This is a genomic window from Hymenobacter sp. BT730, from assembly GCF_030542105.1.
Lineage (GTDB): Bacteria > Bacteroidota > Bacteroidia > Cytophagales > Hymenobacteraceae > Hymenobacter.
Window position 1 is genome coordinate 669366 of record NZ_JAUOFB010000001.1, and the last position, 26590, is coordinate 695955.

23 protein-coding genes and 1 tRNA gene are annotated in these 26590 nt (G+C 56.8%); 13 read left to right on the plus strand and 11 right to left on the minus strand.

Annotation, left to right across the window (positions count from 1 at the left end):
* The first annotated feature begins 17 nt into the window (after positions 1–17).
* The 3 genes from Q4G72_RS02865 to Q4G72_RS02875 all read left to right on the plus strand — a co-directional run bounded on the left by Q4G72_RS02865 (position 18) and on the right by Q4G72_RS02875 (position 2419).
* Positions 18–1073, plus strand: coding sequence for an ABC transporter permease (locus tag Q4G72_RS02865; RefSeq protein ID WP_303309927.1), 1056 nt, complete (start codon positions 18–20; stop codon positions 1071–1073).
* Between the two features lie 72 nt (positions 1074–1145).
* Complete coding sequence (locus Q4G72_RS02870) at positions 1146–1667, plus strand: shikimate kinase (RefSeq protein WP_303309928.1); 522 nt, start codon at positions 1146–1148, stop codon at positions 1665–1667.
* Positions 1668–1744: 77 nt separating this feature from the next.
* Positions 1745–2419, plus strand: coding sequence for a sterol desaturase family protein (locus Q4G72_RS02875; protein ID WP_303309929.1), 675 nt, complete (start codon positions 1745–1747; stop codon positions 2417–2419).
* 73 nt (positions 2420–2492) lie between these two features.
* On the opposite strand, the gene Q4G72_RS02880 is transcribed toward Q4G72_RS02875, so the two are convergent.
* The 6 genes from Q4G72_RS02880 to pheS all read right to left on the minus strand — a co-directional run bounded on the left by Q4G72_RS02880 (position 2493) and on the right by pheS (position 9749).
* Positions 2493–2663 carry a hypothetical protein gene (locus Q4G72_RS02880; RefSeq protein WP_303309930.1) on the minus strand — a complete coding sequence of 57 codons (171 nt, stop codon included), beginning with the start codon at positions 2661–2663 and terminating at the stop codon, positions 2493–2495.
* Between the two features lie 201 nt (positions 2664–2864).
* Positions 2865–6506 carry an alpha-amylase domain-containing protein gene (locus tag Q4G72_RS02885; protein ID WP_303309931.1) on the minus strand — a complete coding sequence of 1214 codons (3642 nt, stop codon included), beginning with the start codon at positions 6504–6506 and terminating at the stop codon, positions 2865–2867.
* A gap of 659 nt (positions 6507–7165) precedes the next feature.
* Positions 7166–7242, minus strand: a tRNA-Asn gene (locus Q4G72_RS02890).
* 96 nt (positions 7243–7338) lie between these two features.
* Positions 7339–7785, minus strand: coding sequence for a Rieske (2Fe-2S) protein (locus Q4G72_RS02895; protein WP_303309932.1), 447 nt, complete (start codon positions 7783–7785; stop codon positions 7339–7341).
* Complete coding sequence (locus Q4G72_RS02900) at positions 7772–8656, minus strand: 3-hydroxyacyl-CoA dehydrogenase NAD-binding domain-containing protein (RefSeq protein WP_303309933.1); 885 nt, start codon at positions 8654–8656, stop codon at positions 7772–7774. Before Q4G72_RS02900 ends, Q4G72_RS02895 begins: the two co-directional genes overlap by 14 nt.
* 55 nt (positions 8657–8711) lie before the next feature.
* Entirely contained in the window at positions 8712–9749 is a 1038-nt protein-coding gene (gene pheS, locus Q4G72_RS02905) for a phenylalanine--tRNA ligase subunit alpha (RefSeq protein WP_303309934.1), read from the minus strand.
* 218 nt (positions 9750–9967) lie between these two features.
* Here pheS and Q4G72_RS02910 point away from each other — a divergent pair, with 218 nt between their 5' ends.
* Positions 9968–10501 carry a hypothetical protein gene (locus tag Q4G72_RS02910; RefSeq protein ID WP_303309935.1) on the plus strand — a complete coding sequence of 178 codons (534 nt, stop codon included), beginning with the start codon at positions 9968–9970 and terminating at the stop codon, positions 10499–10501.
* Positions 10502–10674: 173 nt separating this feature from the next.
* Positions 10675–11043 (plus strand): hypothetical protein, encoded by a 369-nt coding sequence (locus tag Q4G72_RS02915; protein ID WP_303309936.1) that lies wholly within the window; start codon positions 10675–10677, stop codon positions 11041–11043.
* A 23-nt stretch (positions 11044–11066) separates the two neighbouring features.
* Here the strand turns inward: Q4G72_RS02915 and Q4G72_RS02920 are convergent, their stop codons facing one another.
* Together Q4G72_RS02920 and Q4G72_RS02925 are read right to left on the minus strand one after the other, a co-directional pair.
* Entirely contained in the window at positions 11067–12350 is a 1284-nt protein-coding gene (locus Q4G72_RS02920) for a M16 family metallopeptidase (protein ID WP_303309937.1), read from the minus strand.
* Between the two features lie 131 nt (positions 12351–12481).
* Positions 12482–15106, minus strand: a complete 2625-nt coding sequence (locus tag Q4G72_RS02925) for a SusC/RagA family TonB-linked outer membrane protein (RefSeq protein ID WP_303309938.1) — start codon at positions 15104–15106, stop codon at positions 12482–12484.
* 138 nt (positions 15107–15244) lie between these two features.
* Between Q4G72_RS02925 and Q4G72_RS02930 the strand changes: the two genes are divergently transcribed.
* From Q4G72_RS02930 to ytxJ, 4 genes are all read left to right on the plus strand, one after another.
* Positions 15245–17224 (plus strand): alpha-ketoacid dehydrogenase subunit alpha/beta, encoded by a 1980-nt coding sequence (locus Q4G72_RS02930; RefSeq protein WP_303309939.1) that lies wholly within the window; start codon positions 15245–15247, stop codon positions 17222–17224.
* An 85-nt stretch (positions 17225–17309) separates the two neighbouring features.
* Positions 17310–17612, plus strand: coding sequence for a hypothetical protein (locus tag Q4G72_RS02935; protein ID WP_303309940.1), 303 nt, complete (start codon positions 17310–17312; stop codon positions 17610–17612).
* Positions 17613–17704: 92 nt separating this feature from the next.
* The gene (locus Q4G72_RS02940; RefSeq protein WP_303309941.1) at positions 17705–18073 is read left to right on the plus strand and encodes a hypothetical protein; all 369 of its coding nucleotides are present in this window, start codon (positions 17705–17707) and stop codon (positions 18071–18073) included.
* Positions 18070–18408, plus strand: coding sequence for a bacillithiol system redox-active protein YtxJ (ytxJ, locus tag Q4G72_RS02945; RefSeq protein ID WP_303309942.1), 339 nt, complete (start codon positions 18070–18072; stop codon positions 18406–18408). The genes Q4G72_RS02940 and ytxJ overlap by 4 nt, the downstream gene beginning before the upstream one ends.
* A 97-nt stretch (positions 18409–18505) precedes the next feature.
* Here the strand turns inward: ytxJ and Q4G72_RS02950 are convergent, their stop codons facing one another.
* Positions 18506–18913, minus strand: coding sequence for an OsmC family protein (locus tag Q4G72_RS02950; RefSeq protein ID WP_303309943.1), 408 nt, complete (start codon positions 18911–18913; stop codon positions 18506–18508).
* A 117-nt stretch (positions 18914–19030) separates the two neighbouring features.
* Here Q4G72_RS02950 and Q4G72_RS02955 point away from each other — a divergent pair, with 117 nt between their 5' ends.
* Both Q4G72_RS02955 and lipA read left to right on the plus strand, forming a co-directional pair.
* Entirely contained in the window at positions 19031–19816 is a 786-nt protein-coding gene (locus tag Q4G72_RS02955) for a hypothetical protein (RefSeq protein WP_303309944.1), read from the plus strand.
* Between the two features lie 78 nt (positions 19817–19894).
* A complete protein-coding gene (lipA, locus tag Q4G72_RS02960) occupies positions 19895–20788 on the plus strand; it encodes a lipoyl synthase (protein WP_303310682.1) in 894 nt (297 codons plus the stop codon).
* A 76-nt stretch (positions 20789–20864) separates the two neighbouring features.
* Here lipA and Q4G72_RS02965 read toward each other — a convergent pair whose 3' ends face one another.
* A complete protein-coding gene (locus Q4G72_RS02965; protein ID WP_303309945.1) occupies positions 20865–21461 on the minus strand; it encodes a DUF4136 domain-containing protein in 597 nt (198 codons plus the stop codon).
* Between the two features lie 357 nt (positions 21462–21818).
* On the opposite strand from Q4G72_RS02965, the gene Q4G72_RS02970 reads away from it, so the two are divergent.
* Entirely contained in the window at positions 21819–21971 is a 153-nt protein-coding gene (locus tag Q4G72_RS02970) for a hypothetical protein (protein ID WP_303309946.1), read from the plus strand.
* 122 nt (positions 21972–22093) lie between these two features.
* On the opposite strand, the gene gcvP is transcribed toward Q4G72_RS02970, so the two are convergent.
* Positions 22094–25018 (minus strand): aminomethyl-transferring glycine dehydrogenase, encoded by a 2925-nt coding sequence (gene gcvP / locus Q4G72_RS02975; protein ID WP_303309947.1) that lies wholly within the window; start codon positions 25016–25018, stop codon positions 22094–22096.
* A gap of 244 nt (positions 25019–25262) precedes the next feature.
* Here gcvP and Q4G72_RS02980 point away from each other — a divergent pair, with 244 nt between their 5' ends.
* Positions 25263–26477, plus strand: a complete 1215-nt coding sequence (locus tag Q4G72_RS02980; protein WP_303309948.1) for an NAD(P)-dependent oxidoreductase — start codon at positions 25263–25265, stop codon at positions 26475–26477.
* Positions 26478–26590 lie beyond the last annotated feature (113 nt).

A 26590-nucleotide genomic window follows, 5' to 3' on the forward strand; every position in this document is an offset into this window, starting at 1 on the left:
GTTTCCAAGCCCCGTTCATGCTTCTATTTGTACTGCGCCGCCTGGGGCAGGGCCTCTTGGTACTGGCCGGGGTTGCCCTCACAGTGTTTTTTCTCTTCAACGTACTGCCCGGCGACCCGGTAGCGCTACTGGCCGGGCAACGCTCGGATGAAGCTACCCGCGCCGCCATTGCCGCCGACTTGGGCCTGGACAAACCTCTGCCGGCCCAGCTGCTGGGATACCTGAATGATGTGTCGCCGGTGGGGGTACACGCACGAGACTCAGCCGGGGTGGCCAAGTACGGTGGCCTCACACTGCTACCCTTAGGCGAGCAGGCAGTGGTCTTAAAAAAGCCCTACCTGCGCCGTTCCTTTCAAAGCAATAAAGAGGTATTGCTGATTCTGATGGACCATTTTACCGGCACCTTGTGGCTGGCGCTGGCCGCCATGTTGCTGGCGGCGGTGCTGGGTATTTTATTTGGTGTGCTGGCGGCCCTGCGCCCTCACTCCTGGGTAGACCGGGTGCTGATTACTACCTCTGTGCTGGGTATTTCGGTGCCGTCCTTTGTGGCCGCCATTCTCATTGCCATGACGTTTGGATTCTACTGGAGTCGCTGGACGGGCCTGAACCTGACTGGGCAGCTCTTCGAAACCGACCCATTCACGGGCCGCCACTTGGTACTGCGCAATTTGCTGCTGCCCGCCTTCGCGCTGGGTATCCGGCCGCTGGCGGTTATCACTCAGCTCACGCGCAGCTCCATGCTGGATGTGCTAAGTCAGGATTACATTCGCACGGCGCGGGCCAAGGGGCTTTCCAGCTACCGTACCGTAATGGGCCATGCCCTCAAAAATGCGCTGAATCCGGTCGTCACGGCTGTTTCCGGTTGGCTGGCTTCGCTGATGGCAGGAGCATTTTTTATTGAGTATATCTTTAACTGGAAAGGTCTGGGAACGGTCACGCTCCGGGCCGTGGAAAATCTTGATTTTCCGGTGGTAATGGGCTCTACTATCTTTATTGCAGCCTTATTTGTGGTGGTAAATATTGCGGTAGATGTGCTGTATGCCCTGCTGGACCCACGGGTGAAGCTGGGGTAGAGTACACACCGGCATGTAGGGCTTTCGATGTTTTACTTCACAGCCTGTCTGTTTCCGAAAATGGTTTCTCCTATGCGTCTGTTTCTGATTGGGATGCCGGGAGCGGGTAAAACAACCCTCGGCCGGGCTTTGGCAGCTTTATATGAGCTGCCCTTCCTGGATCTGGATGAGGAGATTGCACGGCAGGAGCAGCGCAGTATTCCGGAGATTTTCGCCGCCGATGGAGAGGCGTATTTCCGACAGCGCGAAGCGGCCATATTGCAGGAGGTAGTGCACCGGCATCCGCAGCTGGTGCTGGCCACTGGCGGCGGTACGCCTTGCTTTCATAGCAACCTGGAAGTGCTGCTACAGGAGGGACTTACCCTCTACTTGCATGTGCCGGTGGAAGAGCTGGCTCGCCGGCTACTTTCCGAAATGGCGGCCCGACCTTTGCTCTCTCACTTGCCGGATGTCACAGCCCTACAGCAGCAACTTTCCGAAACACTAAGCCGCCGGGAGCAGTTTTACGAGCGCGCCCCGCTCCGCTGCACTGGTTCCGGCTGCACGCTGGAGGCCGTGAGCCACTTAATTACCCGCTTTCTGACCAGTAGTTAAGTGACATTGCCAAAACCGGTGCCGTTTTGCGGGTTGATGCGTACTTTTGCCTTCTGAATCTGAGCCAACCGTTTTCTATGAATACTTCCACTTCTGCTGCCGAAGCCCAACCGACGCCGGTGAAAACTCCCGATGCCATTAAGCCCAAGCACAAAGGATCGGCCCGTTTATTTGAAAATCCGGCACTGGAGCGCCTCACGCACACGCACATTGCTGCGCCACTCAGCATTTTCTTCGCGGTGGCTGCCGTCAGCCTGTACTATAGCCTGAGCCAGGGCCTGCTGACTGGCCTGAGTGCTATGGGCTTATTTCTGATGGGCTGGTTTTTGTTCACGTTTGTGGAGTATCTGATGCACCGCTTCGTGTACCATATGGATACCAATACGCCGGGTAAAGCCAAGTTTCAGTACACCATGCATGGCGTGCACCATGAATATCCGAAGGATAAAACCCGTCTGGCCATGCCGCCTATTCTGACGGTATTTGTAGCCTCGCTGCTGTTCTTCATCTTCCGGTTCGTCTTCGGCAACGCCGGGTTCGGAATTCTGGCTGGCTTCGTATTTGGTTACGCCCTGTACCTGTTCGTGCACTACGCCATTCACGTGTATGCCCCGCCCAAGAACTTTCTTAAGGTGTGGTGGCATCACCACGCGCAGCATCATTACCGGCAGGATGAAATTGCCTTTGGCGTGAGCACTACTATCTGGGACCACATCATTGGAACTATGCCCGAACAGCGCAAAGACAAATAAAGTAAGCTTACTACAGCACGAAAAAGGGAGCCTGGCCGGACTCCCTTTTTCTATGGCTATCTAAGTAGGAAAACTACCGGCGTACACGGCCAATAATCCACCAGATCAGCAGCACTACCAGCACTACACCGATAATGCCCGTCCAGGCACCGGCTTTAAAGATGTCGCCAACAACTTCACAGCTGCTCAGCGAAAAGGTGAGTAGTACCAGGCACATGGCCAGTAGGGGACGATACAGTTTCATAGGGTTTCGGGAGAGAAGTGGGAGAGAAGCCACCCAAGTGGGCAGCACTACTGCCTGATACTGCCTTATTCCCAAAAAAGTTGACATGCGGCGCTACAGCGGCATACTGTGGCACATGCCCTTAGCGCCCCGAACCTACCATAAACAAGGCCCTGCTCCGTGGGAAGCAGGGCCTTGCGGGAAACAAAAATGTGGGTTAGGCTAGCTCTTCACCAGCTTCAGGTGTTGCTGGCGGCCATCCTGTCTTACCGTAATGATATAGGTGCCCGCAGGGCTTTTGCTGAGGCACTCATTCAGGCGCTGGTTAAGCCCCGAGGCGGTGCCCGAAGTTGCGGACAGCAGCACTTTCCCGTGCAGGGTAGTAATACTTAACTCCAACTTCTGCCCCGTTAGGCCTTGTATCGTTACCTGCCCGGAAGTGGGGTTGGGGAATAGCTGTACGGGAACGGCGGGGGCAATGCCTGCCACGTAGGCCGTGGAGCTTACCTGGCTTTGGCCGTTGCTATCTACCTGCCGCAGCCGGTAGTAAGCCGCCTGCACCGCCCGCGCATCCCGGAAACGGTATTCGCGCCGCTGGGCCGAGTTGCCAGCCCCGGCTACCCGTCCTACGGCCTGGAACACGCGTCCGTCTTCAGACTTCTCCACCACAAAGTGGGCGTTATCCTTTTCCGTAGCCGTGGCCCAACTCACCAACACTGCGTCCTCCTGCCGTTGAGCGCCAAAGCTCACCAGCGAAACTGGCAGCACAGCGTCGGTAATGCCCACACTGAACAGCGTGGTACCGGTTGGGGCCGTGGCAGTTGCGGAGTAAGGTGCCGTAACCGTCTGGCCCGTACCGGGCAAGTAAACCCAGTTTGTGCCATTGTAGCCGAAGAGGCGCATCCGGTCACGCTGGATGGCTACGTCACTGTTCTCATCCGCCACATTCCACTGCAGCGTTACGGTAGTCTGGGGGCTGCTACCCGAGGGCACTACTTCCCAGCTACGATTCACAAACCGGCTGGCCTGATTATAGGTGCTGCCACTGGTACCGTTGGTCAATATGCCTTCAAACACGCGCACTTGCAGCACGGTATTCGTGCCCGCCGTGAGGGTGGCCGGCGTGTAGCTGTTGGGAGTGCCTACCGGGAATATGACCGGCGTACCGGCCACACTCTGTCGTAAGCGCCCGGCGGTAGCGGCTGTGGCACTGGTTACCAGGTAACGGCTGGCATTCGCTCCGCTGATGCTGCCACTACTACCAATGGTCAGGTCATGCAAGCCGAGGGTTATCCGGCCGTTGCTAAGAGCCAGGGTACCGTTTACCGTAATAGGCGCGGCCAGGGTGAGGCCAGCCGCGTTGTTGAGTGTTAGGTTGGTGAAGGTGCTGGTGCCCGTGATGCTCTGAGCAGTGCTGCCTGCAAACTCCACAGTTCCGGTAGCGGCCAGGGTGCCTTGGTTTACCAGATTACCCGTGAGGCGCAGCGTAGCGCCGGCCGCTATTTCTACCGTGGCGCCGGGCGCTACGGTGAGGTTGCGGGCCGTGAGCGTGCCGGTGCTCAGGCTGGGAGCCAATGTGCTGCCCGCCGGCACTAGTACGTCGGTGGTGGCGGAAGGGGCCACGCCGTTTTCCCAGTTGCGGCAGTCGGCAGGATCAGCGGAGTTGTTATTTCCCGTCCAGATGGCTACTTGGTTGGTGGGCGCAGTAGTAGTTCGGGTATTAACTACGGTGGGGGCCGTGTAGGTAGCTTTTACGTAGCAGCGCTGGCCGGCATAGGTGTTGCTAGTGTTGCGCACTTTCAAGGTCACCCAGCCCGTGGTGGTGGGCGTGTAGCTGCCCGTGGCGGAGGCTGTGCCGGCCGCTGAGCTGAGAAGGTTGCCACTTAAGTCATACAAGCCTACGGTGAGGCTACGGGCATTGCCGGCTGCCTCGGGGTACAGCTCATAGCTGATAGGCTGCCCGGACTGCACGTAGATTTTGCCTACCAAGCGCGAATTGGTCGAGAAGTCAGGCAGGCGGCCTCCTTGCCCCAGGCTGCTGCAGTTCAGGTCGCCCAAGTCATCGGCCATTTCCCACTCCTGCGTGGTAGCCGTGGTGCGCGGTGGCTGGTACGCATCGGCATCCTGCCCTACTGGGGCCCACACGGAGTAGCCGCGGCGCCCCTGGGCTGCCGTGCCGTTACAAGGTGGAGTGTTGATATTTACCCGCTTATCACCGGCCACCGTTTTAGTATCGTTGCCGTTGGCACCGGAGTAGTCCTTCAGGACCGTGCCAGGGGCAAAGTCAGAATCCACCCAGGTGTTCTGCCAACTGTCCCAGCTGTCATTAATGCCAATGATGGCCCGCGCGCTTCGCTCGATGATGAGGTGGTCCTGTCCATAGTTTCGCACTTTGTAGGCGCCGCTTTTGAAATCCAGATTCTGGTGACACCAGATTAGGTTCTCCAGGTCGGAGCGAGTGGGCAGGTCGGTGGTGTTGCTGGGGGCGTGGGCAAAGCGCTTGTTGGTGTTGCCAATGTTGAACAGATCTTCAAAGAAAATCTGCGGGGCCCCATCCACAGCCAGCGCAATGGCATAAGCCGCCGAAAGACGCCCGTCGAATGGGTCAATGTGCGCGGCTAGCTCGGAGCCGGTATTCCAGCCCGTGTAGTTGCCGGTGCTGCTGAGCTGGGGCCGGAAGGTGTCGTGGTTATTGACGAAGGGCACTGTGCGGTGCACGTAAGTATTAGAGCCGGCATAGTAGGCTACGCGGCGGTCCTGCTGCGTGCCTGGTATCTGGCTGAGGTCGTAGCCCCCATTGCCGCTGACCATGCCGTAAATAGCGCCCCGCAAACCGAAGTCGAAGGTGCCCATCAGGAACTCCTGGCCGCCATTCTGGCTCTTCACGTTATCGGTATAGCTATCCAGCTCACTTTTACCGCCTACGTACTCGCCCACGTTAAACATGGCCTCACCGCCGTTGGCCCAGCCGGACAGGTATTTCAGATTATAGCTCAGGTCCTGCTGAGTATTGTAGCTAAAGTGCTTTACTGCATCCCAGCGAAAACCATCCACCCCGGTTTGCTTCTTCATCCACACCGACCAGTTCCGGGCCTGGTTCTGACTGTAGCCCTGAGTTTGCGTTGGGTTATAAGCGTTAGGGAAAAGAGCCAGGTACTGCGTGCTCACGCCGCCATACCCATCGGAGCCGCCGTCGTTCCCAAAGCAGAAGTCGGGACCAAAGTATGCGGCTGCCTGGTCGCCGTCGGTGGTGTTATGGCCCAGATGGGGGTGAAAGTTGGGGTAGTTTTTGGGCCAGCGGCCTTGGCGGGCGGCATAGGCGGTGCCGGTATCGTCTTTCTCCGGTAGCGGCGTGCCAAAGCAGCTATAACGGAAGGTTTTGTAACCGCTGTTGGTCCGCATGGAGAAGCCCGTTTCCGGATCCTGGCCCCCGGAGCCATCAGCAGTGCCGGCACCGTCCGTATGGTTAAGCACCATGTCCTGAATTACCTCAATGCCGTTGGCGTGTAGCACAGCCACCATGCGCAGGAACTCATCCTTCGAGCCAAAGCGGCTGCGTACGTCTCCCTTCTGGTATTTATCCCCCAGGTCATAGGGGTCAAAGGGAGAGTAGCCCACATCGTTGGTGGCGTTTTTGTTTTTGGGCGTGGGCGGAATCCAGACGGCATCAATACCCATCTGCTTGAGGCGAGGCGCCATTTCCGTCAGATAATCAGCCCACTTAAAGCGGTAATTATCATTGTAGTAGTCCCACCAGAAGGCTTGCAGCACTACTTTCTTAACAGTGGTTTGGGCCGTGGCCGGCAGCCCGGTAAGCAATAGCAGCCATAGGCCCAGCAGGCCAGATGCGTAACGTTTTAGCATGCGCAATAAGGGAATAGGTAGAAATCAGTAGACGATTGACGGTAAATTTAGCGTCTTGTCTCTGAAAAAAGTTCAATTATTATTCTTGTCTTTCTTTTCTATAGCCTAGCAAATTTTCGCTGAAAAAAGGCTTGGCGCTGAGATAATAATGTTTATCATTTTGTGTGCTACGCTTTGCTGAATAGTACTGCTGCAGAAAATGCTATTACAGAAGGCGCGCAGCATTTTGGGTGTAGCCGGCGAAAATTTGCTTTCTCCTGGCGTAGTCTTAGTAAGCCAATATGAACAACCAAATTTTGCACATCACCTTGGGCTATATATTCCAGAACCATCGATGCTTCACTCTAGTACCTCTGCCTTATACCCTCTGTAAAAATATAGATCAAATTTCGCAGCCAGTTTCGGGAAATACAGCAGCGGCTGGAATGCAAAGAAGCCCACCGGATACGGCGGGCTTCATTTATAGGAGCGTAGCCTCCTGATAATGGAGGTTGCACTTCACATCACCTGGTGAAATGCCAGCGGTGTGGCGCTAGTGCGCTGCTTGAAGGCAGGAGCGTATTGCTACAGGGGATTTGGCGAGTGTTGTCCCGTGAGGTGCACCGCTGAAAAAAGAAAGCCCGGTAACAAACTGGAGTACAGTCTATTACCGGGCTTCGTGGCGCTCCCTCCTGGGCTCGAACCAGGGACCCTCTGATTAACAGTCAGATGCTCTAACCGGCTGAGCTAAGGAAGCGGTTATGGCGACGATTATCTATCGTTGCGGGTGCAATATTAGGGCAGAATGCAGGTTTCTGCAAGCATTCCGGTGAAAAATATTTTGAAAACCTGCCTAATTCGTGATTGTCAGCAGATTGCCGGATAAGGCAGTGTTGTATTGCCGCAAGGGACGGGCACCGGGGCCGGCCTGCAACTGGCCATCGAGCCCAAACTGGGAGCCGCAGCACTTATCCACCAGAAACAGGCGGGAAGAATCTATTTCCACCAGCGCACAGGTATCATAGGGGCGATAGGGGCAGTTGCGCTCAAATGCGAGGTAGGTGCTGGCATTCTGCCGCACAATAATCAGGCCCCGCACACCCCCGGCGTGTTCTATGGCTCCCCGGTCAAAGCGGAGCTGCTGGTATTCCTGGTTGGTTAGGTTAATGACTTCATTGACTACTGCCAGCGGAATCTGGGGCTCGGCTTCAGACCCATTGGAGCCGCAGGCGGCCAGCAGGAGAGCCGCACTCAGCAGCACCCCTTGGCGTATCCGACAACGAAAATCAGGAGTAATCATAAAATCCTCGGCCGGTTTTGCGGCCGTGCTGGCCAGCATCTACTTTCTGCTGCTGAATACGGCTGGGGCGGAATTTAGGATCAAAGTGGAAGGCTTCATACATGGCGGAGGTAACGGAGAAGTTGGTGTCCACGCCAATTAAATCCATCAGGCGGAAGGGGCCCATGCGGAAGCCGGCGGCTTCCAGAAGCTCATCTACTACCTCAAAAGATGCTACTTGCTCTTCCACAATCTTGAGGCCTTCTACATAATAATGTCGGGCCACCCGGTTTACAATGAAGCCGGGGGCATCAGCCGCCCGCACGGGCTTTTTCCCCAGCTTTTCTGCCAGCGCATACACAGCATCGGCTACGGCCGGGGCCGTAGCTACTCCCCGGATAACCTCTACTAGCGGCATGAGTGGGGCCGGATTAAAAAAGTGCATGCCTACTACCCGCTCGGGATGCTGAATGGGCGCCGCCAGCCGCGTAATGGGCAACGAGGAGGTATTAGAAGCCAGAATAGTGGTAGACAAGTTCACGGCCGCCAACTCCTGAAAAAGCTGGTGCTTGATGCTGAGCTTTTCCACCACGGCTTCGATAATCAGGTCGGCCTGTACGGTGGAAAGGTCGGTGGTGGGGCGCAGGCGGGCCAGCGCAGCTTCCTGCTCGGCAGCAGTCAACTTGCCTTTTTCTACCAGCTTGTTCAGACCGGCCGCAATACTCTGCTGAGCCTTGGTCAGGACGGCTTCGCTGATATCAAACAGCACCGTAGGAAAACCGTGCAGCACGCATACCTGCGCAATACCCAGCCCCATGGTGCCGGCCCCTACAATAGCTATAGTGTTGATAGCGGGTGGCTGATGGGTAGTGGGGGGAGAGGGAGCAGACATGAAAAGCAACGTTTTTTCAGAAGAACAACAAACAATCAACTCCCAACCCTCCGGCTTATTGCACGCCTTCGAACTGGCGCAGGAAGCGCATATCGTTTTCCGTGAACAGGCGCAGGTCCTTAATCTGGTATTTGAGCATGGCAATGCGCTCAATGCCCATGCCCCAAGCATAACCCGAATACCGCTCCGGGTCGATGCCCGATTGCTCCAGCACGGCAGGGTCTACCATGCCGCAACCCCCAATTTCTACCCAGCCCGTTTGCTTGCAGATGTTGCAACCCTTGCCTTTGCAAATCAGGCAGGTGATGTCAATTTCGGCGCTGGGCTCAGTGAAAGGGAAGAAGGAGGGGCGGAAGCGCACCTGCACATCCTCTCCGAACAGCTCCTGCACAAAATAATACACCGTCTGCTTGAGGTCAGCGAAGCTTACGTTTTCATCCACAAACAGTGCTTCCACCTGATGGAACATCATGTGGGCGCGGGCCGATATGGCTTCATTGCGGTAAACGCGGCCGGGCATAATGCTGCGAATGGGCGGCTTTTGGGCTTTCATTACGCGCACCTGAACCGGGCTGGTGTGCGTACGCAGCACCCATTCCTGCTCCCCGGGCGTGCGGTGCACAAAGAACGTATCCTGCATATCCCGGGCCGGGTGGTTTTCCGGGAAGTTGAGGGCCGTGAAGTTGTGCCAGTCGTCCTCAATTTCCGGCCCCTCGGCCACGTTAAAGCCAATACGAGCCAGAATGCGCGTAATTTCTTCGCGCACCAGGCTCAGGGGGTGGCGGGTGCCCAAGGCGTTAGGCACTGTGGGCAGCGTGTAGTCGAAGGTAGGGTCGGCGGGGGCGTTGCTGGTAGCCGCCTCCAGTTCCTGCTGGCGCTCGTCGAAGCGGGATTGGGCCAGTTGCTTCAGTTGGTTAAGCTGCTGGCCTACAGCGCGACGGTCTTCCTGAGGTACAGTTTTGAGCTGATCAAATAAATCAGCCAGCTGGCCTTTACGACCCGTGAAGGCAATACGGAACTGCTCCAGCTGTTCCGGGGTTGTAAGGTCGTAGGTTTCAATGGCGGTCTGCAGCCGCGTGATGTTCTCCTGCATAGTCTTACAAAGGTACACGCTCCCTGCAAACCGCCGGTACTCCCTTTTAGATAGCCATTCTGTGCGCAAAAGCGTATGGTAAGATTTCAAGTGAGTAGTATATTGGTATTAAATAAATAAAATATATAACTTATAGGATAAATAATTACTCTTTTTTCCGTAGTATACTTTTCTGCTTTTTACCCCCCGACTCTCTCACTCAGAACCTCATACTTGCCATGCAAAAATCTGTTTTTTTCTGGCTACTGGCGGCCGCTTCAGCAAGCAGCACCGTAGCCCTGGCCCAGCAACCCGCTACGCCCGCTCCAGCTACTACCACGCCGGCTCCCACTACCCAACCTGCTGATGGCTTTGGCGCCAGCACTTCCACCACCAGTGATATTGATGGTATGCAGATTGCACCGGGTTTCACGGCTGCGCCCGCTGCCCGTGTAACTACTGACTACCGTGGGCGTCCGATTCCCAAGTATGTACGGCGTAAAGTAGCCGAGCCTTGGGGTGTACCCGCTCCGGCTGCCCCAGCACCGGAGGCTGCACCCGCTACGGCCACGGATGCCAATTCGCAAGCCGGTGATGCCTTGGGTGGCCAAAGCGTAGAAGCCACGGCACCCGCTGTAAAAACTATGGCGCCTACCAGCACCTCCACAACCGCCAAAAAGCCCGCCACAACTCCCGCCAAAGCTCCTGTTAAAAAAGCCCCCGCGCCTGCCAAGAAAAAGACCACTTCGGGCTGGGATTCCGGCGGATGGTAAACATTAAAAATCTTTTATAAAGAATGCCCAAATCTTATGGTTTGGGCATTCTTGTTTATGGACTATTGGCTTATTATTTGCTGATATTTTTAATATAAAATCTTGCTTGAATACATATAAGGGTTGTTGCCGCTTACCTCAGCTTATATATTTCACTTATAACCTGCACGCAGATGAAATATAACACCCTACTATTCCTGGCAGCACTTATGTTGCTGAGTACACAGCCTGGGCTGGCCCAAACCAAAAAGGCCACCAAGGCTGCTTATCATCGTACCGCCAGCCAGCGCGCTAAACCCAGGGCCGGCGCGTATTCCCGCTACGATGCATCTAAACGACGCGGAGAAGAACATCTGCAGCTAGCTCCGGGCATGCGGCTGAATATGCCCAGCCCGCCCACCACCGATTATATGGGGCGGCCCTTAAAAAAGAAGCCGGCCAAACCAGTTTCCGGCGCTTCCAGCCTGTCCTCCAAAGCGGCTACGCCGTCGGCCACCAAGCGCCCGGCCACTACACCCCGTAAAGCTCCCAGAAAGCGCTAAGCTCTGCCTTTTCTTTCCGGATGTTATGCTGTGGCGATGACCTCTGCCGCGTCGGAAGGCGTGGCCACGCTTGCCTGGGCATGGTAGCGCAGGGTGCTGCTGTTTTCGGGCCGCAGCACCTCCTGCGCGGCTGCTAGCAGCGCGGCGGGTGTTACCGCCTGAATGCGGGCACTTTCCTGATTAATTAAATCGGCATCGCCCATCAGCTTGCAGTAGGCCAGGTTCATGGCCCGATGCAGGAGCTCAATTTCCCCGAAAATGATGCTGGCTTCGGCCTGATTTTTTACTTTCTCCAACTCTTCGGTTCCTACCGGGGTGGTGCGCAGCTCTGCTACCACCTTATCTACGGCGGCCTCAGCCTGTTCCAGAGAAACGCCCGCGTTCAGACGGCCGCTAATAACTAGTAGCCCCGGCTCCAGGGAACCGGTGACGGAAGCCGAAATAGAGTTAAACAAGGGCTCATCCTTCACCAGCTGCTGGTATAAGCGGGAGGATTTGCCCCGGCCCAGCACGTCGCTGAGCAGGTCCACCGTGTAATAGGCGTCGTCGGTGCGGGCGGGCATGTGGTACACTTTATACAGCGCGTTCAGGGGCACATCGGCGGTTATATCCAGCGAGCGGGCCTGGGTCTGGCGTGGCTCCTGGGGCAAGTGGCGCTCGTAGCGGGTGCCGCCCGGAATGGGGCCAAACCATTTCTCGGCCAAACGCTGAGCTTCGGCGCTGGTAACGGCCCCGGCCACTACCAGAATGGCATTGGCGGGCGAGTAGTGCTTGGTAAAGAAGTCGCGCACCTGCTGCATGGTGGCTTCTTCAATATGGCTAATTTCCTTACCGATGGTGGCCCAGCTATAGGGGTGCACCTGGTAGGCCAACGGGCGCAGTTTCAGCCATACGTCGCCGTAAGGCTGGTTGAGGTAATTCTGCTTAAACTCTTCTACTACCACTTTGCGCTGCACTTCCAGCCCATTATCGGAGAAGGCCAGGCTCAGCATCCGGTCTGATTCCAGCCAGAAGCCGGTTTCAATGTTGGCGGCAGGCAGCGTGAGGTAATAGTTGGTGATATCGGGGGAGGTGAAGGCATTGTTCTCGCCGCCCACCAGCTGCAAAGGCTCATCGTAGCTGGGAATATTCACCGAGCCAGAAAACATTAGGTGCTCAAACAAGTGCGCAAAGCCTGTGTGCGCCGGATCTTCGTCGCGGGAGCCCACGTTGTACAGAATATTGAGCACCGCCATGGGCGTGCTATGGTCTTCGTGTACAATGCAGCGCAGACCGTTAGCAAGAGTGAATTCTTCGAAATGAATCATAGGAGGATGGGGCAGCAGGTGAGCCAGAGCGTAGAACTACTCAACCGGCCGCCCGAATCAGAAGTTTTTCTGATGATGGGCGGCCGGAAGGGCAAGTTCGGAAGATGTACGGCAATTCCCAGCCGGGAGGTTTACAGAGTGGCCTGCACGCCGATAAGTAGAGTGCGGGCGGTGGGGTATGCACCATTATCGAGGCCTGCCTGCTGGCTATCGGCGCCGGCGCTGCTTACGTTGGGGTCAAAGCCACGGTATTTGGATAGCACCAGCAGATTGTGGCCGCTGGCCCAGAGCGAGAAATTGCGACTGTCTTTTTCCCATAGCTTATAATGCACAGTCAGGCTGGTGAGCCGCACATGGTTGCCCGATTGCAGAGTGAAGTCGCTGTCCGCCTTCGGTACGGCCCCTAAGCCGGGTACCGTGGCAGTAGGGTTTTCGGGAGTCCAGTAATTGAGGGTGTTACGAGTGCTGTTGGTGTAGGTGTTCGCAGAGTTCAGGAAGCGCAGGTAGGAGGTTTCCTGCTGATAGCCGAACATGCCGTCGAGCTGCGCTTGCATACGGAAGCGGCCCGCCTCTAGGGTTTGGCCCATGGAGAGCAGTTGGCCAGGCAAGCCTCTGCCACGGGCCTGGCCGTCCTCGTAAATATTGAAGTGGCCATCTTGGTTCATATCCTGATAGCTGGGCTGGCCGTTGGCGTCCAGGCCAGTATAGCGCAGGGTGTAGAAGGTAGCAAGAGGCTGACCATCTACAATTTGCTGATTCTGGTTGGAGCGGTAGTTATTTAGTTTATCGGCCTGAAAGCGGTTCTGGTTGAAGGCAGCGACCAGGGAGGTACTGCCCTGCAGCCGACCGACTTGCCACTGGCCGGTAGCGCTCAGCTCCAGGCCCTGGTTGCGCAGGTGGCCGTAGGTAGGCGTTGGTGGAGTTGGTTGGTTAGGAAAGACAATTTCCGGGCGGCCCAGTACGCGGGTATTCCGGTGGTAGGCGGTAGTGCTAAATATGAAGCGGTCCTGCCAAAGACCCACCGTAAGGCCGACTTCCTGTTGCTGGGTTAACTCATTGAGCGACAAATATCGGTAACTGAAGCCTCCAGCCCCTGGCACGGCCTGCATGAGATAGGCGCCGGTGGCAAATTGGCCGGTGTTGGAAGTGTGGCCCCACCCGGCCCAGGCCTCCAGCGTGCTCAGCAGGGGGAATTGCCGCAGCCATGCTTCGCGGCCGACATGCCACTTTACCTGGGCGGCTGGTAGGTACTGCACTTTGTTACTGCCGAAAGATATCAGTGCGGCATCGCGGCGCAGGCGCAGATTGGCCTCATAGCGCTCCTTCCATTGATAAGAGCCGGTGAGGTGATAAGCAGTGAGTCGATAAGGCATACGGCTGCTATAAAAGCTTTCCAGCTGGTCACCACTATACTGGTTTTGGTTCTGATCCTGCTGCTGGCTTTGGCGCTGGGCCGCCAGGCCTACCTGCACCTGATGCTGGGCAAAAGTGCGGTGGAAGCGCACGGAGGGCAAAAACGTCCATTGTCGGAACTCGGCTTCCTGCGCCAGCACCCGGCCGCCCGGCCGGCTATATCGGGGCGTCTGGTAACCGTTCATTTTTTGGTTGATGCGCTCCTCACTACCCCGCATTTCCAGCGTGAGAAAAGGCATCACGGAATAACGCAGATGCAACTGGCCCAACAGGTAGCGCTGGCGGGGTGTGCGGTAGGTGAGCAAAGCGTCGCGCAGCGGATTATCAAAGAGAAACTCGGGTTCCGCCAGTTCGCCAGTGGAGGTGCGGGCCGGCTGGGTGGGCACGGCTAGTACCATATTAGCCGCCAGATTATCTTCGGGCAGGCAGGCCTGCTGCTCACTGGCGGAGAGGCTGCCGCGCAGCATAAGCTTAGGTGTGAACTGGTGCTCGGCAGTAGCTCGTAAGTTGAACGTGCGCAGGTGGGAGTTTTGCACAATGCCCTGCTGCTGCCCGTAAGCGGCGCTGGTGTAGTATATAGTGTGGCCGTTACCGCCCTGCAAGGCTACCTGCTGGTGATGCACGGCGGCCGTGCGCAGCAGCTCGCGTTGCCAGTCTGTGCCCTGCCCAAAGGCTTCTATCTGCTCGGGGGTATAGGTGGGTTCCTGGCCGTAGAAGGAATCAGCCGCATTCACTAGGCCGGCATATTCGTGGGCGTTCAGCAGATCGTAGCGAAAACGAGCCTGCTGAATCCCGCCATACCCATTATATGTAAGGCGCGGCTGCCCTACCTGCCCACTGCGGGTGGTGATGCGAATAACACCGTTCTGGCCCTGCGTGCCGTATTCGGCTGTTTCGTAGGCCCCTTTCAGCACTTCCAGAGACAGGATGTCGTCGGGCGCAAGAGTCAGCGTGGGGTTCAGTTCATAAGAGTTGGAAAGGGTACCCTGGTTTGGATTTAACAATATCCGAGTGTGATGCTGCCACACCGGAAGACCATCTATCACATACAAGGGCTGCGCGTTGCGGCTCAAACTGGCAGCCCCGCGAATGCGCACCAGGGCCGGTGCGCCGGGAGCACCGGAGTAAGGCGTGACCTGCACGCCGGCCACCTGGCGCAGCTGCTCCTGAAAGGGCGTGCCTGGCATCAGAGCGGGACCGGAAGTAGTACCGGGCTGCGTGACGTTAGTTATGATGATATGTCCGGGGCTGGCTATCGGCCGGAGAGTCAGCGTGTCTGCCTGCTGAGCAAGGGCTACTGGGGCAATAAAAAGCAGCGAGATAAGCGGTAATAGTTGGGTCATAGAAAATAAATAGGGAAGAAATCAGCGCCGAAGATAAAAGCTACCCACCCCCATATTTCAGAAAGCCACGCAGATAATTTTCCTTCCAACCCAAACCCGTACTTTTGGCGCCATCATCTTCCCACCCGCCTGCTTTCCATGAACTTCGACCGTAAGGAATACTCCAACGACCAGCTTCTCCACCTGTACCAGGGCCTGCTGAAGCCCCGGATGATTGAAGAAAAAATGCTCATTCTGCTGCGGCAGGGCAAAGTGAGCAAGTGGTTTTCGGGCATCGGGCAGGAAGCCATTTCGGTGGGCAGCACCTTGGCCTTGGACGAGGACGAGTACATCCTGCCCCTGCACCGCAATCTGGGCGTGTTCACCGGCCGCAATGTGCCCCTGGACCGCCTCTTTGCGCAGTGGCAAGGCAAAACCACCGGCTACACCAAAGGCCGCGACCGGAGCTTCCACTTCGGCACCAACGAGCACCACATTGTGGGCATGATTTCCCACCTCGGCCCGCAGCTGGCCGTGGCCGGCGGCATTGCCCTGGCCGATTTGCTGGACCGCCGCAATAAAATAACCGTTACCTACAGCGGCGACGGTGGCGCCTCCGAAGGTGACTTCCACGAGGCCCTCAACGTGGCCGCCGTATGGCAGCTGCCGGTCATCTTTATCATTGAAAATAATGGCTACGGCCTGAGCACGCCCAGCCGGGAGCAGTTCCGCTTCCGCTACTTCATCGACAAAGGCCCGGCCTATGGTATGGAAGCCGTGCAGGTAGACGGCAACAACGTACTGGAAGTGTACGATACGGTGCGCCGCCTGGCCGAGGACCTGCGCCAGAACCCGCGCCCTGTGCTGCTGGAAGCTCTCACCTTCCGTATGCGCGGCCACGAGGAAGCCTCCGGCACCAAATACGTGCCCCAGGAGCTGTTTGAGGAATGGGCGCAGAAAGACCCGGTGCAGAACTACGAAAACTGGCTGATGGAGCAGGGCATTCTGAGCGAAACCGCCCGCCACCAAGTCCGCGAGAAAATCAAAGCCGAAATTGAAGAAGGCCTGCGCGTGGCCGATGCCGTGCCCATGCCCACGGCCAGCCTGCAGGAAGAAATTGCGGATATGTACCGCCCCTTCGAGGCGCCTGACCGCACCCCTGCCGCCGATGCGCCCGCTACCGACAAGCGCTTTGTGGATGCTATTTCCGATGGCCTGCGCCAGAGCATGGAAGAGTACCCCGAGCTGGTGCTCATGGGCCAGGACATTGCCGACTACGGCGGGGTGTTTAAGGTGACCGAAGGCTTTGTGGCGCAGTTTGGCAAGGAGCGGGTGCGCAATACGCCGCTCTGCGAATCAGCTATTGTGGGCGCGGGCCTGGGACTGAGCATCAAGCGTAAAAAGGCCATGGTGGAAATGCAGTTCGCCGATTTCGTGACCTGCGGCTTCAACCAGATTGTGAATAACCTGGCCAAGAGCCACTACCGCTGGGGGCAGAACGCTGACGTGGTGGTGCGTATGCCCACCGGTGCCGGCTCGGCGGCCGGTCCGTTCCACTCTCAGAGCAACGAGGCGTGGTTTACCCACACGCCCGGCCTGAAAGTGGTGTACCCCAGCAACCCCCATGATGCCAAAGGTCTGCTGTGCGCGGCTATCGAGGATCCAAATCCGGTGATGTACTTCGAGCACAAAATGCTCTACCGCAGCATCAGTGGCCCCGTACCCGACGGTTATTACACCACGCCCATTGGCAAGGCTGCCCTGGCCCGCGAAGGTGAGGAGCTAAGCATCATTACTTACGGCATGGGCGTGCACTGGGCTACCCAGCTGGCTGGTGAGTTGAATCTGGACTGCGACATTTTGGACCTGCGCACCCTGCTGCCCTGGGACGAGGAAGCCGTACGCAAAACGGTAGAGAAAAACGGCCGCGTCATCATCCTGCACGAAGACACGCTCACGGGCGGTATCGGTGGGGAAATTGCCGCCTGGATTGCCGAGCACTGCTTCGAGAGCCTGGACGCGCCCGTACAGCGCGTGGCTTCCCTGGATACGGCCATTCCCTTCGCACCCCCACTGGAAAAGCAGTTCCTGCCCCAGCAGCGCCTTCGCGAAACGGTAGAAAAGCTGCGCAATTACTAAAGCATTGCGCCTGGTAGTGCGAAGCTCCGGCTTCGCACTACTCTTGTTATCTTAGCCATCCGATTTTTCATCGGTACTCCTTTCCATGCAGTTTTTCTCTTCACAAAAGGTTGGTCGGTTTGTAAGTCTGCTGGTGCTGACCTGCGCGCTACTGCTAGGCACGGGCTGCCACCGCTACCGAATTCCGAGTCCCAAAGGACCGCCGCAGCCCAAAGTGAAATTGGGCAAAGCCGATAAAAATGGTACTGGTATGTCGGCGGCCGTAGCGGAGCTGAAAACTCCCAAGAAAAGCTTTGATAAACAGGGCTTACTGAAGCAAAAAAAGTACGAACGCCGCAAGCTGAAGCACAAAGTAGGCCAGCGCAAGTTTCTAGGTATCGTTTTCTAAGCCAATTCATTGCCCGGGAGGGTAGCTATCTGCGTATATCTTAGAAGTTTCTCCCGGTAATTACGTTCTGCTATTTCGTATTCTCTACCACCATGGCTTTTCGCACGTTTTTCCCCTCGGCGGTGTTGCTCGCCCTAACCGGCTGGCTCTCCACTACGCCGGCCTGCGCTCAAATCAGCTACTCCAGTCCGGCGCAGCAACGAGCGGAGAACCGGCGGGCTTTGCGGGATGCCCGGCGGGTGCAAACCCCTTATCAGGAATCGCATCTGGCCGTGACGCGGGAAACGTTTAAAGACGGAGACAGCGGCAACCAGAAAGCCCGGCCGAACGATGGCCGGGAAAAATATAAGTTTGACCACGAAGGGATTCCACGCGTAAGCGTGCCCATGTCGGCCATGCTGCCCACGCATTGGCTGCGAATTCCTCCAAAACAATTGAAGAAGCCTACAACCACTCCATGAATTCCTGGATTCAACTAACCCAACCAGAACAACTGGTAGACATCGTCCGCGAGTCAGAAGACCAAACCATTCTGATATTTAAGCATAGCACTACCTGTTCCATTAGCGCCGCTGCCAAAAGCCGCCTGGAGCGCCAGTGGGCCGATGCCGGCCTGTCGAATGTGAAGCTGTACTACCTGGATTTGCTGCGCTACCGCCCCATTTCCAACGAAATTGCCGAGAAGTTTGGGGTGCGCCACGAGTCGCCCCAACTGCTACTGATTCAGCAGGGCGAGTGCCGTTACGATGCCTCCCACATGGGTATCCGCCTGAGCGACGTTCAGAGCCAGCTATAGAAAACGCTCTTAGCAAAAACAAAACGCCCCGCGTTGACTTCCTTAGTGGAAATCGGCGCGGGGCGTTGCTCTTATACCGAAACCGGCAACAGTAGCGTTACAGGTCGTAGGTGAACTGAACCTGCTGCTGAATTTCAGGGTTCAAACTGAGGGCTACCGGGCACGTCCGCGCGGCGTTTTCCAGGATAGCACGTTCTTTTGCCGGCAAGGTAGCGGGCAGGTGAAAGTGCACATCAATCTGGGCAATGCGCCGGGGCTCACCCGTCATATGCTTGGTGACCTGGAACGTAGTTCCTGCCAAATCTACCTCGTGGCGATTGGCCACGATGCCCATAATAGTCATCATACACGAGCCCAGCGCCGTGCTAACCAGGTCGGTGGGAGAGAAGGCCTCGCCCCGGCCGTGGTTATCCACGGGGGCGTCGGTCAGAATGGTGTTGCCGGAAGCCACGTGGGTGGCTTCGGTGCGCAAATGGCCGGCGTAGTGGGCGGTGGCGGTTGACATATGCTACGAAATAGAGCTAGACGAATGGTGGTAAATTTACGTACTTTCGAGAAGTCTCGCCGGGCTGTGCTGGCCCGTTGCGGTTGGATGTTCCACACTTTTTCTTTTCCGGGCGCCGTGCGTACCAGTCTCCTATTTGGTTTTGCCTTGCTGGCTGCGCTCTGCGGCAGCCTGGCTCCGGCGCAGGCCCAGCAGGCCACCGAAACACCAACGTACCGCAAAGAGTTTGCCTACGGCATCAACTTCAACACCAATGGTGGCCTGATTGGCGGCGGCATGATCCGCTCTACGCATTTGCTGACCGGGGATATGTCGCGCTTCTGGATGGTGGAAGTGGTGGAGGTGAAGCACCCCAAGGAACGGCGGGTGCAAAACCCTTACACGGGTGGCGTGTACGTCTTTGGAAAAACCAACTCGGCCTTTGTGCTCCGGCCTTCAGTAGGCGTGCAGAAAGTCATTTTTCGCAAAGCTCCCGACTCAGGCGTACAGATTAATGCTTTGGTAGGGGGCGGCCCCTCAGTAGCGTTGCTGCTGCCCTACTATATCTATTACGACTACACCAAGCGGGACTCCCAGAACCGTCCTATCTCGCAGGAAGACATCCGGGCTGAACCCTATAATCCGGAAAAGCACCGCAACGAAATTTTTATCTACGATCATGCCCCGCTTTTTTCGGGTATCAATGATCTGGAGCCCAAAGTCGGCGCGCACGTGCGCGGGGCCCTCACCTTTGAGTATGGCCGCTACCGTGATGCCATTGCGGGGGTAGAAACCGGCTTCCTGTTTGAGGCCTACCCCAAGCCGATGCTGCTGCTGCGTGCCCTGGGCACCCCCAATGATCAGTTAAACAACCGGTACTTCACCTCGGTTTATCTGACCATATACATCGGCAGCCGCAGCTAAGCCCAAACCGGGCCCGGTACATTTTCCGGTCATAGCTGCCAACTGCCGCCTAGCCCCTACCTTTGTAGTATGGATGAACTGCTGACCCTGCCCGTGATTCAGCCGGAGGCTGCTGCGCCGGCTCGTCCGCGCAAGCCCGACTGGTTGCGCGTGAAGCTGCCTGTGGGCCCCGAATACGCCAGCGTGCGCCGTCTGGTAGATGAACATAAGCTGCACACCATTTGTGAAAGCGGCAATTGCCCTAACATGGGCGAGTGCTGGGGAGCCGGTACGGCTACCTTCATGATTCTGGGCAACGTATGCACACGCTCCTGCTCTTTCTGCGCCGTAGCTACGGGCCGCCCCAATGAGTATGATACTGATGAGCCCCGCCGCGTAGCCGAAGCCATTCAGCTGATGGGCGTAAAGCATGCCGTAATTACCAGCGTAAACCGCGACGAGCTGAAGGACCGGGGTGCCAGCATCTGGCACGAAACGGTGGTCCGTATTAAGCAGTTGAGCCCGGGTACCACTATTGAAACTCTGATTCCCGACGTAAAGGCGAACTGGGAAGCGCTGGATCTGATGATTTCCGGTGGGCAGGAAGTAGTATCGCACAACGTGGAAACCGTAGGCAGCCTCTACCGTCTGGTGCGGCCACAGGCTAAGTATGACCGCAGCCTGGAGCAAATCCGGCGCACGAAAGACGCCGGCAAGCGCACCAAATCCGGTATAATGCTGGGCCTGGGCGAGACGAAAGAGGAGATGTACAAAGCCATGGACGATTTAGTAGTCAATGGGTTGGATATTCTCACGCTGGGTCAGTACCTGCAGCCTACCAAGCGCCACCTGGAAGTAGCCGAGTTCATTCACCCTGACCTCTTCGCTCACTATAAAGAGGAAGGTTTGCGCCGTGGCCTGAAGTATGTGGAAAGCGGCCCTCTGGTGCGCTCCAGCTACCACGCCGAGCGGCACGTGAATGTTCCGATCTAAGCAAGCCTTTTAGTTGTCAATAAAAAAGCCCGCTTCAACCGAAGCGGGCTTTTTTATTAGGGTTATCTGAAGCAGCTTAGCGCTGTGCCTGATTATCCTGGGGAGGATACGTGCCCAGCACGCTACCGACAATGCGGTATACTTCCGGCTCGGAAATGGTCTGGTTATCTACCCGTGCCTGACCGTAGCCGCGCCAGGCCAGCTGCTTGCGCTTGGCATCTACCACGTCAATAATCACTGTGCCAGCCTTGTAGTTGTCAATAACCGTCTGTTGACGACCATAGCCGTACCAGCGGTACCCATAGGGGTACATGCTGTTGTAGGCGGGGTCTACGCGCTGCTTATCTTCCACTTTGGCGCTGTAGGCTACATATACATCCGGCGTTTGGGTAGTACGAGTAAGCCCTTTGCGGCTCATTTCAGCTTCTACCGCTTTACGGATGCGCTGGTCCAGGAAAGAATCATAGCCTTGCGCCGGGCCGCCTTCAGCGTCAGAAGGCTGCTGAGGATACCAGGCCCAGGTTTTATAGTTGCGGAAGTTAATGCTATGATCAAAATCAGCAGTAACCCCAACCCGGCCCGAAGTAGCACACCCAGCACTGCTGAGCAGAAGGCCCAGGCCAACAACAGCTACCGCCGTGCGGCGAGAGAATAAACGAATGAGGGAGTTCATATAGCCTGTAGTAAAAGTAAGGTGAGTTATGCCTGAAAAACGCTTGCTACCGTACCTTACGGTACGAAAAAGTAGTCTTCCGGTCTTTGATTTTTAACAGTTTACGGCAGGGCTCCGTTCCCTGATTTGTTGAATGAACCACGGAATCGGACAATTTTTTTTATTAGCATCAGCTTTTGCAGTATCTTTTGGAATCTTAATACCACCTACATCAGCATTATGGGTCGATTTCTCCTCTTTTTTTCCTGCCTTAGCCTCCTGTTTTCCTGCAGTACGGCTGAAACGTCTTCCTCATCTAAGCGCAATCAGGGGCCTGTAGCGCATAATACCATCGTAGATTGTATCCTGTACGATGGCATGTCTAAAACATCCAAAGAGCTGGTGAAACTTGCTCCGGAAACGGAAGTGCAGGTAACCGATACCGTGGACTACTATTTTATGAAAGTGCGCGTGGTGAAAGACGGCCAGACCTATAACGGCTATCTACACCGCAACTGTTTTGGTCAGTAGCCTTCGGCGTAGCAAGTAGCTGTCCGTAGCAGGTAAATGGCGTAGAGATTTATAGTTTTCGCCAATAAAAAAGTGGCCCCGTAACCTTGGTTACGGGGCCACTTTTTTATTGCGGATACCGGTTAGTAAGAAGGGCCTTTATCCGTCGGCACCAGATGTTCTTCGGCATCCACGTACTGCTCGATGGGAGTGCAGGCGCAGATGAGGTTCCGGTCACCGAAAGCCGAGTCGATGCGAGCTACTGAAGGCCAGAACTTGAAAGCGCGGGCATACTCCGTGGGGTACACCGCCTGCTCCCGAGAATAAGGCCGCGTCCACTCGTGCGTGAGCACAGCGGCAGCCGTATGGGGCGCGTGCTTCAGCATGTTGTCCTTGGCATCGGCGCGGCCGGCTTCTACTTCCGCAATTTCCTGGCGGATGCCAATCATGGCCTCAATGAAGCGGTCCAGTTCCTCCTTGCTTTCCGATTCCGTGGGCTCTACCATCAGCGTGCCCGCCACCGGGAACGATACGGTAGGCGCATGGAAGCCATAGTCCATCAGGCGCTTGGCAATGTCCTCCACCTCAATACCCGCCTTTTTGAACTGGCGGCAGTCGAGAATCATTTCGTGGGCGCAGCGGCCGTTGCTTCCGGTATACAGCACAGGGTAGTGCTCTTCCAGGCGGGCCTTAATGTAGTTGGCATTGAGGATAGCCGTGCGCGTGGCCTGCGTCAGTCCCTCGCCGCCCATCATGTTGATGTAGGCGTAGGAGATGGGCAGAATGCTGGCCGAGCCCCATGGCGCCGAGGTAACCGCGCCGTAAGTGCGGCCGTCCGCATCCACCAGTACGTGGCCGGGCAGGTAAGGTGCCAGGTCGGCTACTACGCCAATAGGGCCTACGCCGGGTCCGCCGCCACCGTGGGGGATGCAGAAGGTTTTGTGCAGATTCAGGTGGCACACGTCGGCACCAATGGTAGCGGGCGAGGTGAGGCCCACCTGGGCATTCATGTTGGCGCCGTCCATGTACACGCGGCCACCGTGGTTATGAATGGTCTGGCAGATGTCGATGATGGTTTCCTCATACACGCCGTGCGTGCTGGGGTAGGTTACCATCAGGCAGCTCAGCTTGTCAGCGTACTGCTCGGCTTTGGCTTTCAGGTCGGCCACGTCGATGTTGCCATCTTCGGTGCTTTTCACTACGACTACCTGCATACCCGCCATAACGGCCGAAGCGGGGTTGGTACCGTGCGCCGAGGCTGGAATCAGAGCCACGTTGCGGTGCTGGTCGCCGCGGGCATCGTGGTAGCCTTTAATGGCCAGCAGGCCGGCGTATTCCCCCTGGGCACCGGAGTTGGGCTGCAGGGATACGGCAGCAAAGCCGGTTACCTCGCACAGCCAGGCTTCCAGGTCCTTAAAGATTTCGGCGTAGCCCTGCGCCTGCTCACGCGGAGCGAAGGGGTGCAGACCACCAATCTCCGGCCAGGTCACCGGAATCATCTCGGCGGTGGCGTTCAGCTTCATAGTGCACGAGCCCAGGGAAATCATGGAGTGCGCCAGGCTCAGGTCCTTGTTTTCCAGCTGCTTCATGTAGCGCAGCATTTCGTGTTCCGAATGGTGCGAGTTGAAGATGGGGTGCGTAAGGTACTCGCTGGTACGGATCAGGCTGTCAGTCCAGTTCACGGATACCTCTGCAGGCAGCTCTACCTGCTTGGCTTCTTTGCCCAGTACTTTGCTGAACACAGTCACGATGTCGCGCACGTCTTCAATTTCGGTGTTCTGGTGCAGCGAAATGCCCACGCGGGGCGAACCATGCTCCTCGAAATAGCGGAAGTTGATACCAGCGGCCTCGGCTTCCTGCTTAATGGCATTTTGCAGCTCTACGCTTTCCAACTTGATGTCAAGGGTATCGAAGTAGAACTCATTCCGCTGATTCAAACCAAGGTCTAACAGCGCACCGGCCAGGGTCTGCGTGAGGGCATGAATGTTGGAAGCAAACTGCTTGAGGCGCTGCGGGCCATGGTACACGGCATACATGCCGGCCAGCACCGACAGCAGCACCTGCGCGGTGCAGATGTTGGAGGTAGCTTTTTCGCGGCGGATGTGCTGCTCGCGGGTTTGCAGGGCCATGCGGTAGGCCTTGTTGCCGGCGGCATCAATGCTCTGGCCGATGATACGGCCGGGAATTACACGCTTGAAGGCATCTTTGGTAGCCAGGAAGCCCGCGTGTGGTCCGCCGTATCCCATGGGCACGCCGAAACGTTGCGAGTTACCTACCACGGCATCGGCACCCATCTCGCCGGGAGGCGTGAGCAGCGTGAGGGCCATCAGGTCGGCAGCTACAGTTACGAACAGGCCGTTGTCGTGGGCTTTCGAGATGAAATCGGTGTAGTCGTATACCGCGCCATCGGCGGCGGGGTACTGAAGCAGCGCTCCGAAGAGCGTTTCATCCGTCAGGTCGAAGCTCCGGTGGTCGCCTACTACTACCTCAATGCCCAGTGGCGTAGCGCGGGTGCGCACTACGTCAATGGTCTGGGGCAGTACCTGCTCCGAAATGAAGTAGCGGGTAGCATTTTTCTTCTTGGAGAGGGAATGAAACATGTGCAGCGTCTCGGCAGCGGCAGTGCCTTCGTCGAGCAGGCTGGCATTGGCAATTTCGAGGCCCGTGAGGTCAATTACCATGGTCTGGTAGTTGATCAAGGCTTCGAGGCGGCCCTGGGCAATTTCAGCCTGGTAGGGCGTATAGGCGGTATACCAGCCTGGGTTTTCGAGGATATTCCGCTGGATAACGGCCGGCAGCTGGGTGTCGTGGTAGCCCAGGCCGATATAGTTTTTGAATAAGCGGTTTTTACCGGCTATCTGCTTGAACTTCGCCAAAAAAGCCCGCTCCGTGAGGGCAGCGGGCAGGTTCAGCGGCTTTTTCAGGCGAATAGCAGCCGGCACGGTTTCGTCGATGAGCTGGTCAATCGACTCCACACCAATGGTGCGCAGCATCTCGGCCACGGCAGCTTCGTCGGGCCCATTGTGGCGGTCCACGAACACATCGGCGGGCTTGGTTTTCAGCAACATAAAAGGATGGGTGAGGGTGGCAACAGCAAGGCTCCGGAAAGAGCCCTGACAAAGGTAGCGCGAAAAGGCGTCATGCTTAAACCCTCAAACCATCAAAAGTTTAGGGTTGTTCCGGGAAATCTTCCTGCAGCGCTTCCAGGCAGCGGTTATGGCATTTTGCAAAGGTAGGCCTGTGTATTGCTGCGGTCAGCCCAAATAATTTAACCAGATTTGGGGCCAGATTGCCACCCACCCATCCCCCTGCATGCGTCCCATTACTATTGGCCTGATTTGCGAAGGCAAAACCCCACCCGACAAGCGTGTGCCCCTCACGCCTAAAAAATGCATGGAAGCGGCTTCCCTCTATCCGGGGCTGAGGATTGTGGTGCAGGAAAGCGCGGTGCGCTGCTTCTCCGACCAGGAATACCGCGACGTAGGCCTGGAAGTGCGCCGTGATGTTGCCGACTGTGATATTCTGATGGGAGTGAAGGAAGTGCCCATCGCGCAGCTGATTCCCAACAAAACCTACCTGTTCTTCTCGCATACCGTGAAAAAGCAGCCCGCCAACCGGGAACTGCTCCGGCAGGTACTGCAGAAGAATATCACGCTGATAGACTACGAGCTGCTGACCAATGAAAAGGAAGAGCGAATTGTAGCGTTTGGCCGCTGGGCCGGCATTGTGGGCGCTTATAACGGGCTGCTGACGTATGGCCGCAAGCACGGGCTGTATGAGCTGAAGCCGGCCTACAAGTGCGTGGATATGGAGGATATGCAGGAGGAGTTCTTCAAGGTGAAGCAGCTGCCGCCCATTAAAATGGTGGTAACGGGTACCGGCCGCGTGGCGCAGGGGGCCGTGGAGGTGCTGGACCGGATGGGCATCCGCCGGGTAAGTGTGTACGACTACCTGTACCATGATTTCCACGAGCCGGTGTATACGCAGCTGCGCAGCTCCGACTACAACCGTCGTCGCGACGGCCGGGTGTGGGATACCCCGGATTTTCACAAGCATCCGGAGCAGTATGAGTCTACTTTCAGCAACTACCTGCCCGTAACGGACCTGCTGATTGCCTGTGCCTACTGGCACCCCGCCGCCCCCAAGCTCTTCACGGAGGAAGACACGCGCCGCCCCGATTTCCGCATCAATACCATTGCCGATGTGACCTGCGACGTGAATGGCTCCGTGCCTACCACCAAGCGCAGCACCACCATTCAGGATCCGGCTTTCGACTATAACCCCGCTACCGGCGAGCTGGAGCCCCCATATTCCCGCCCTGGCAATATCACGGAAATGGCCGTGGACAACCTGCCCTGCGAGCTGCCCCGTAACGCCTCCCGCGACTTCGGCCGACAGCTTATCGACAATGTATTTCCACACCTTCTTAGCGACACGCCCGATGGCATTATCGAGCGGGCTACTATTGCCACAGGTGGCCAGCTCACGGAGCGGTATCAGTACTTATCCGACTATGTGGCGGATTAAGCTCAGGCTTGGAAAGTAGACAAAAGCTGCCCTTAGTATAAAAGCCTCCCGGTGGAATCAGATTCCGCCGGGAGGCTTTGGAGTAATTATACGGTCAGGCAAAGGTGCTGCTC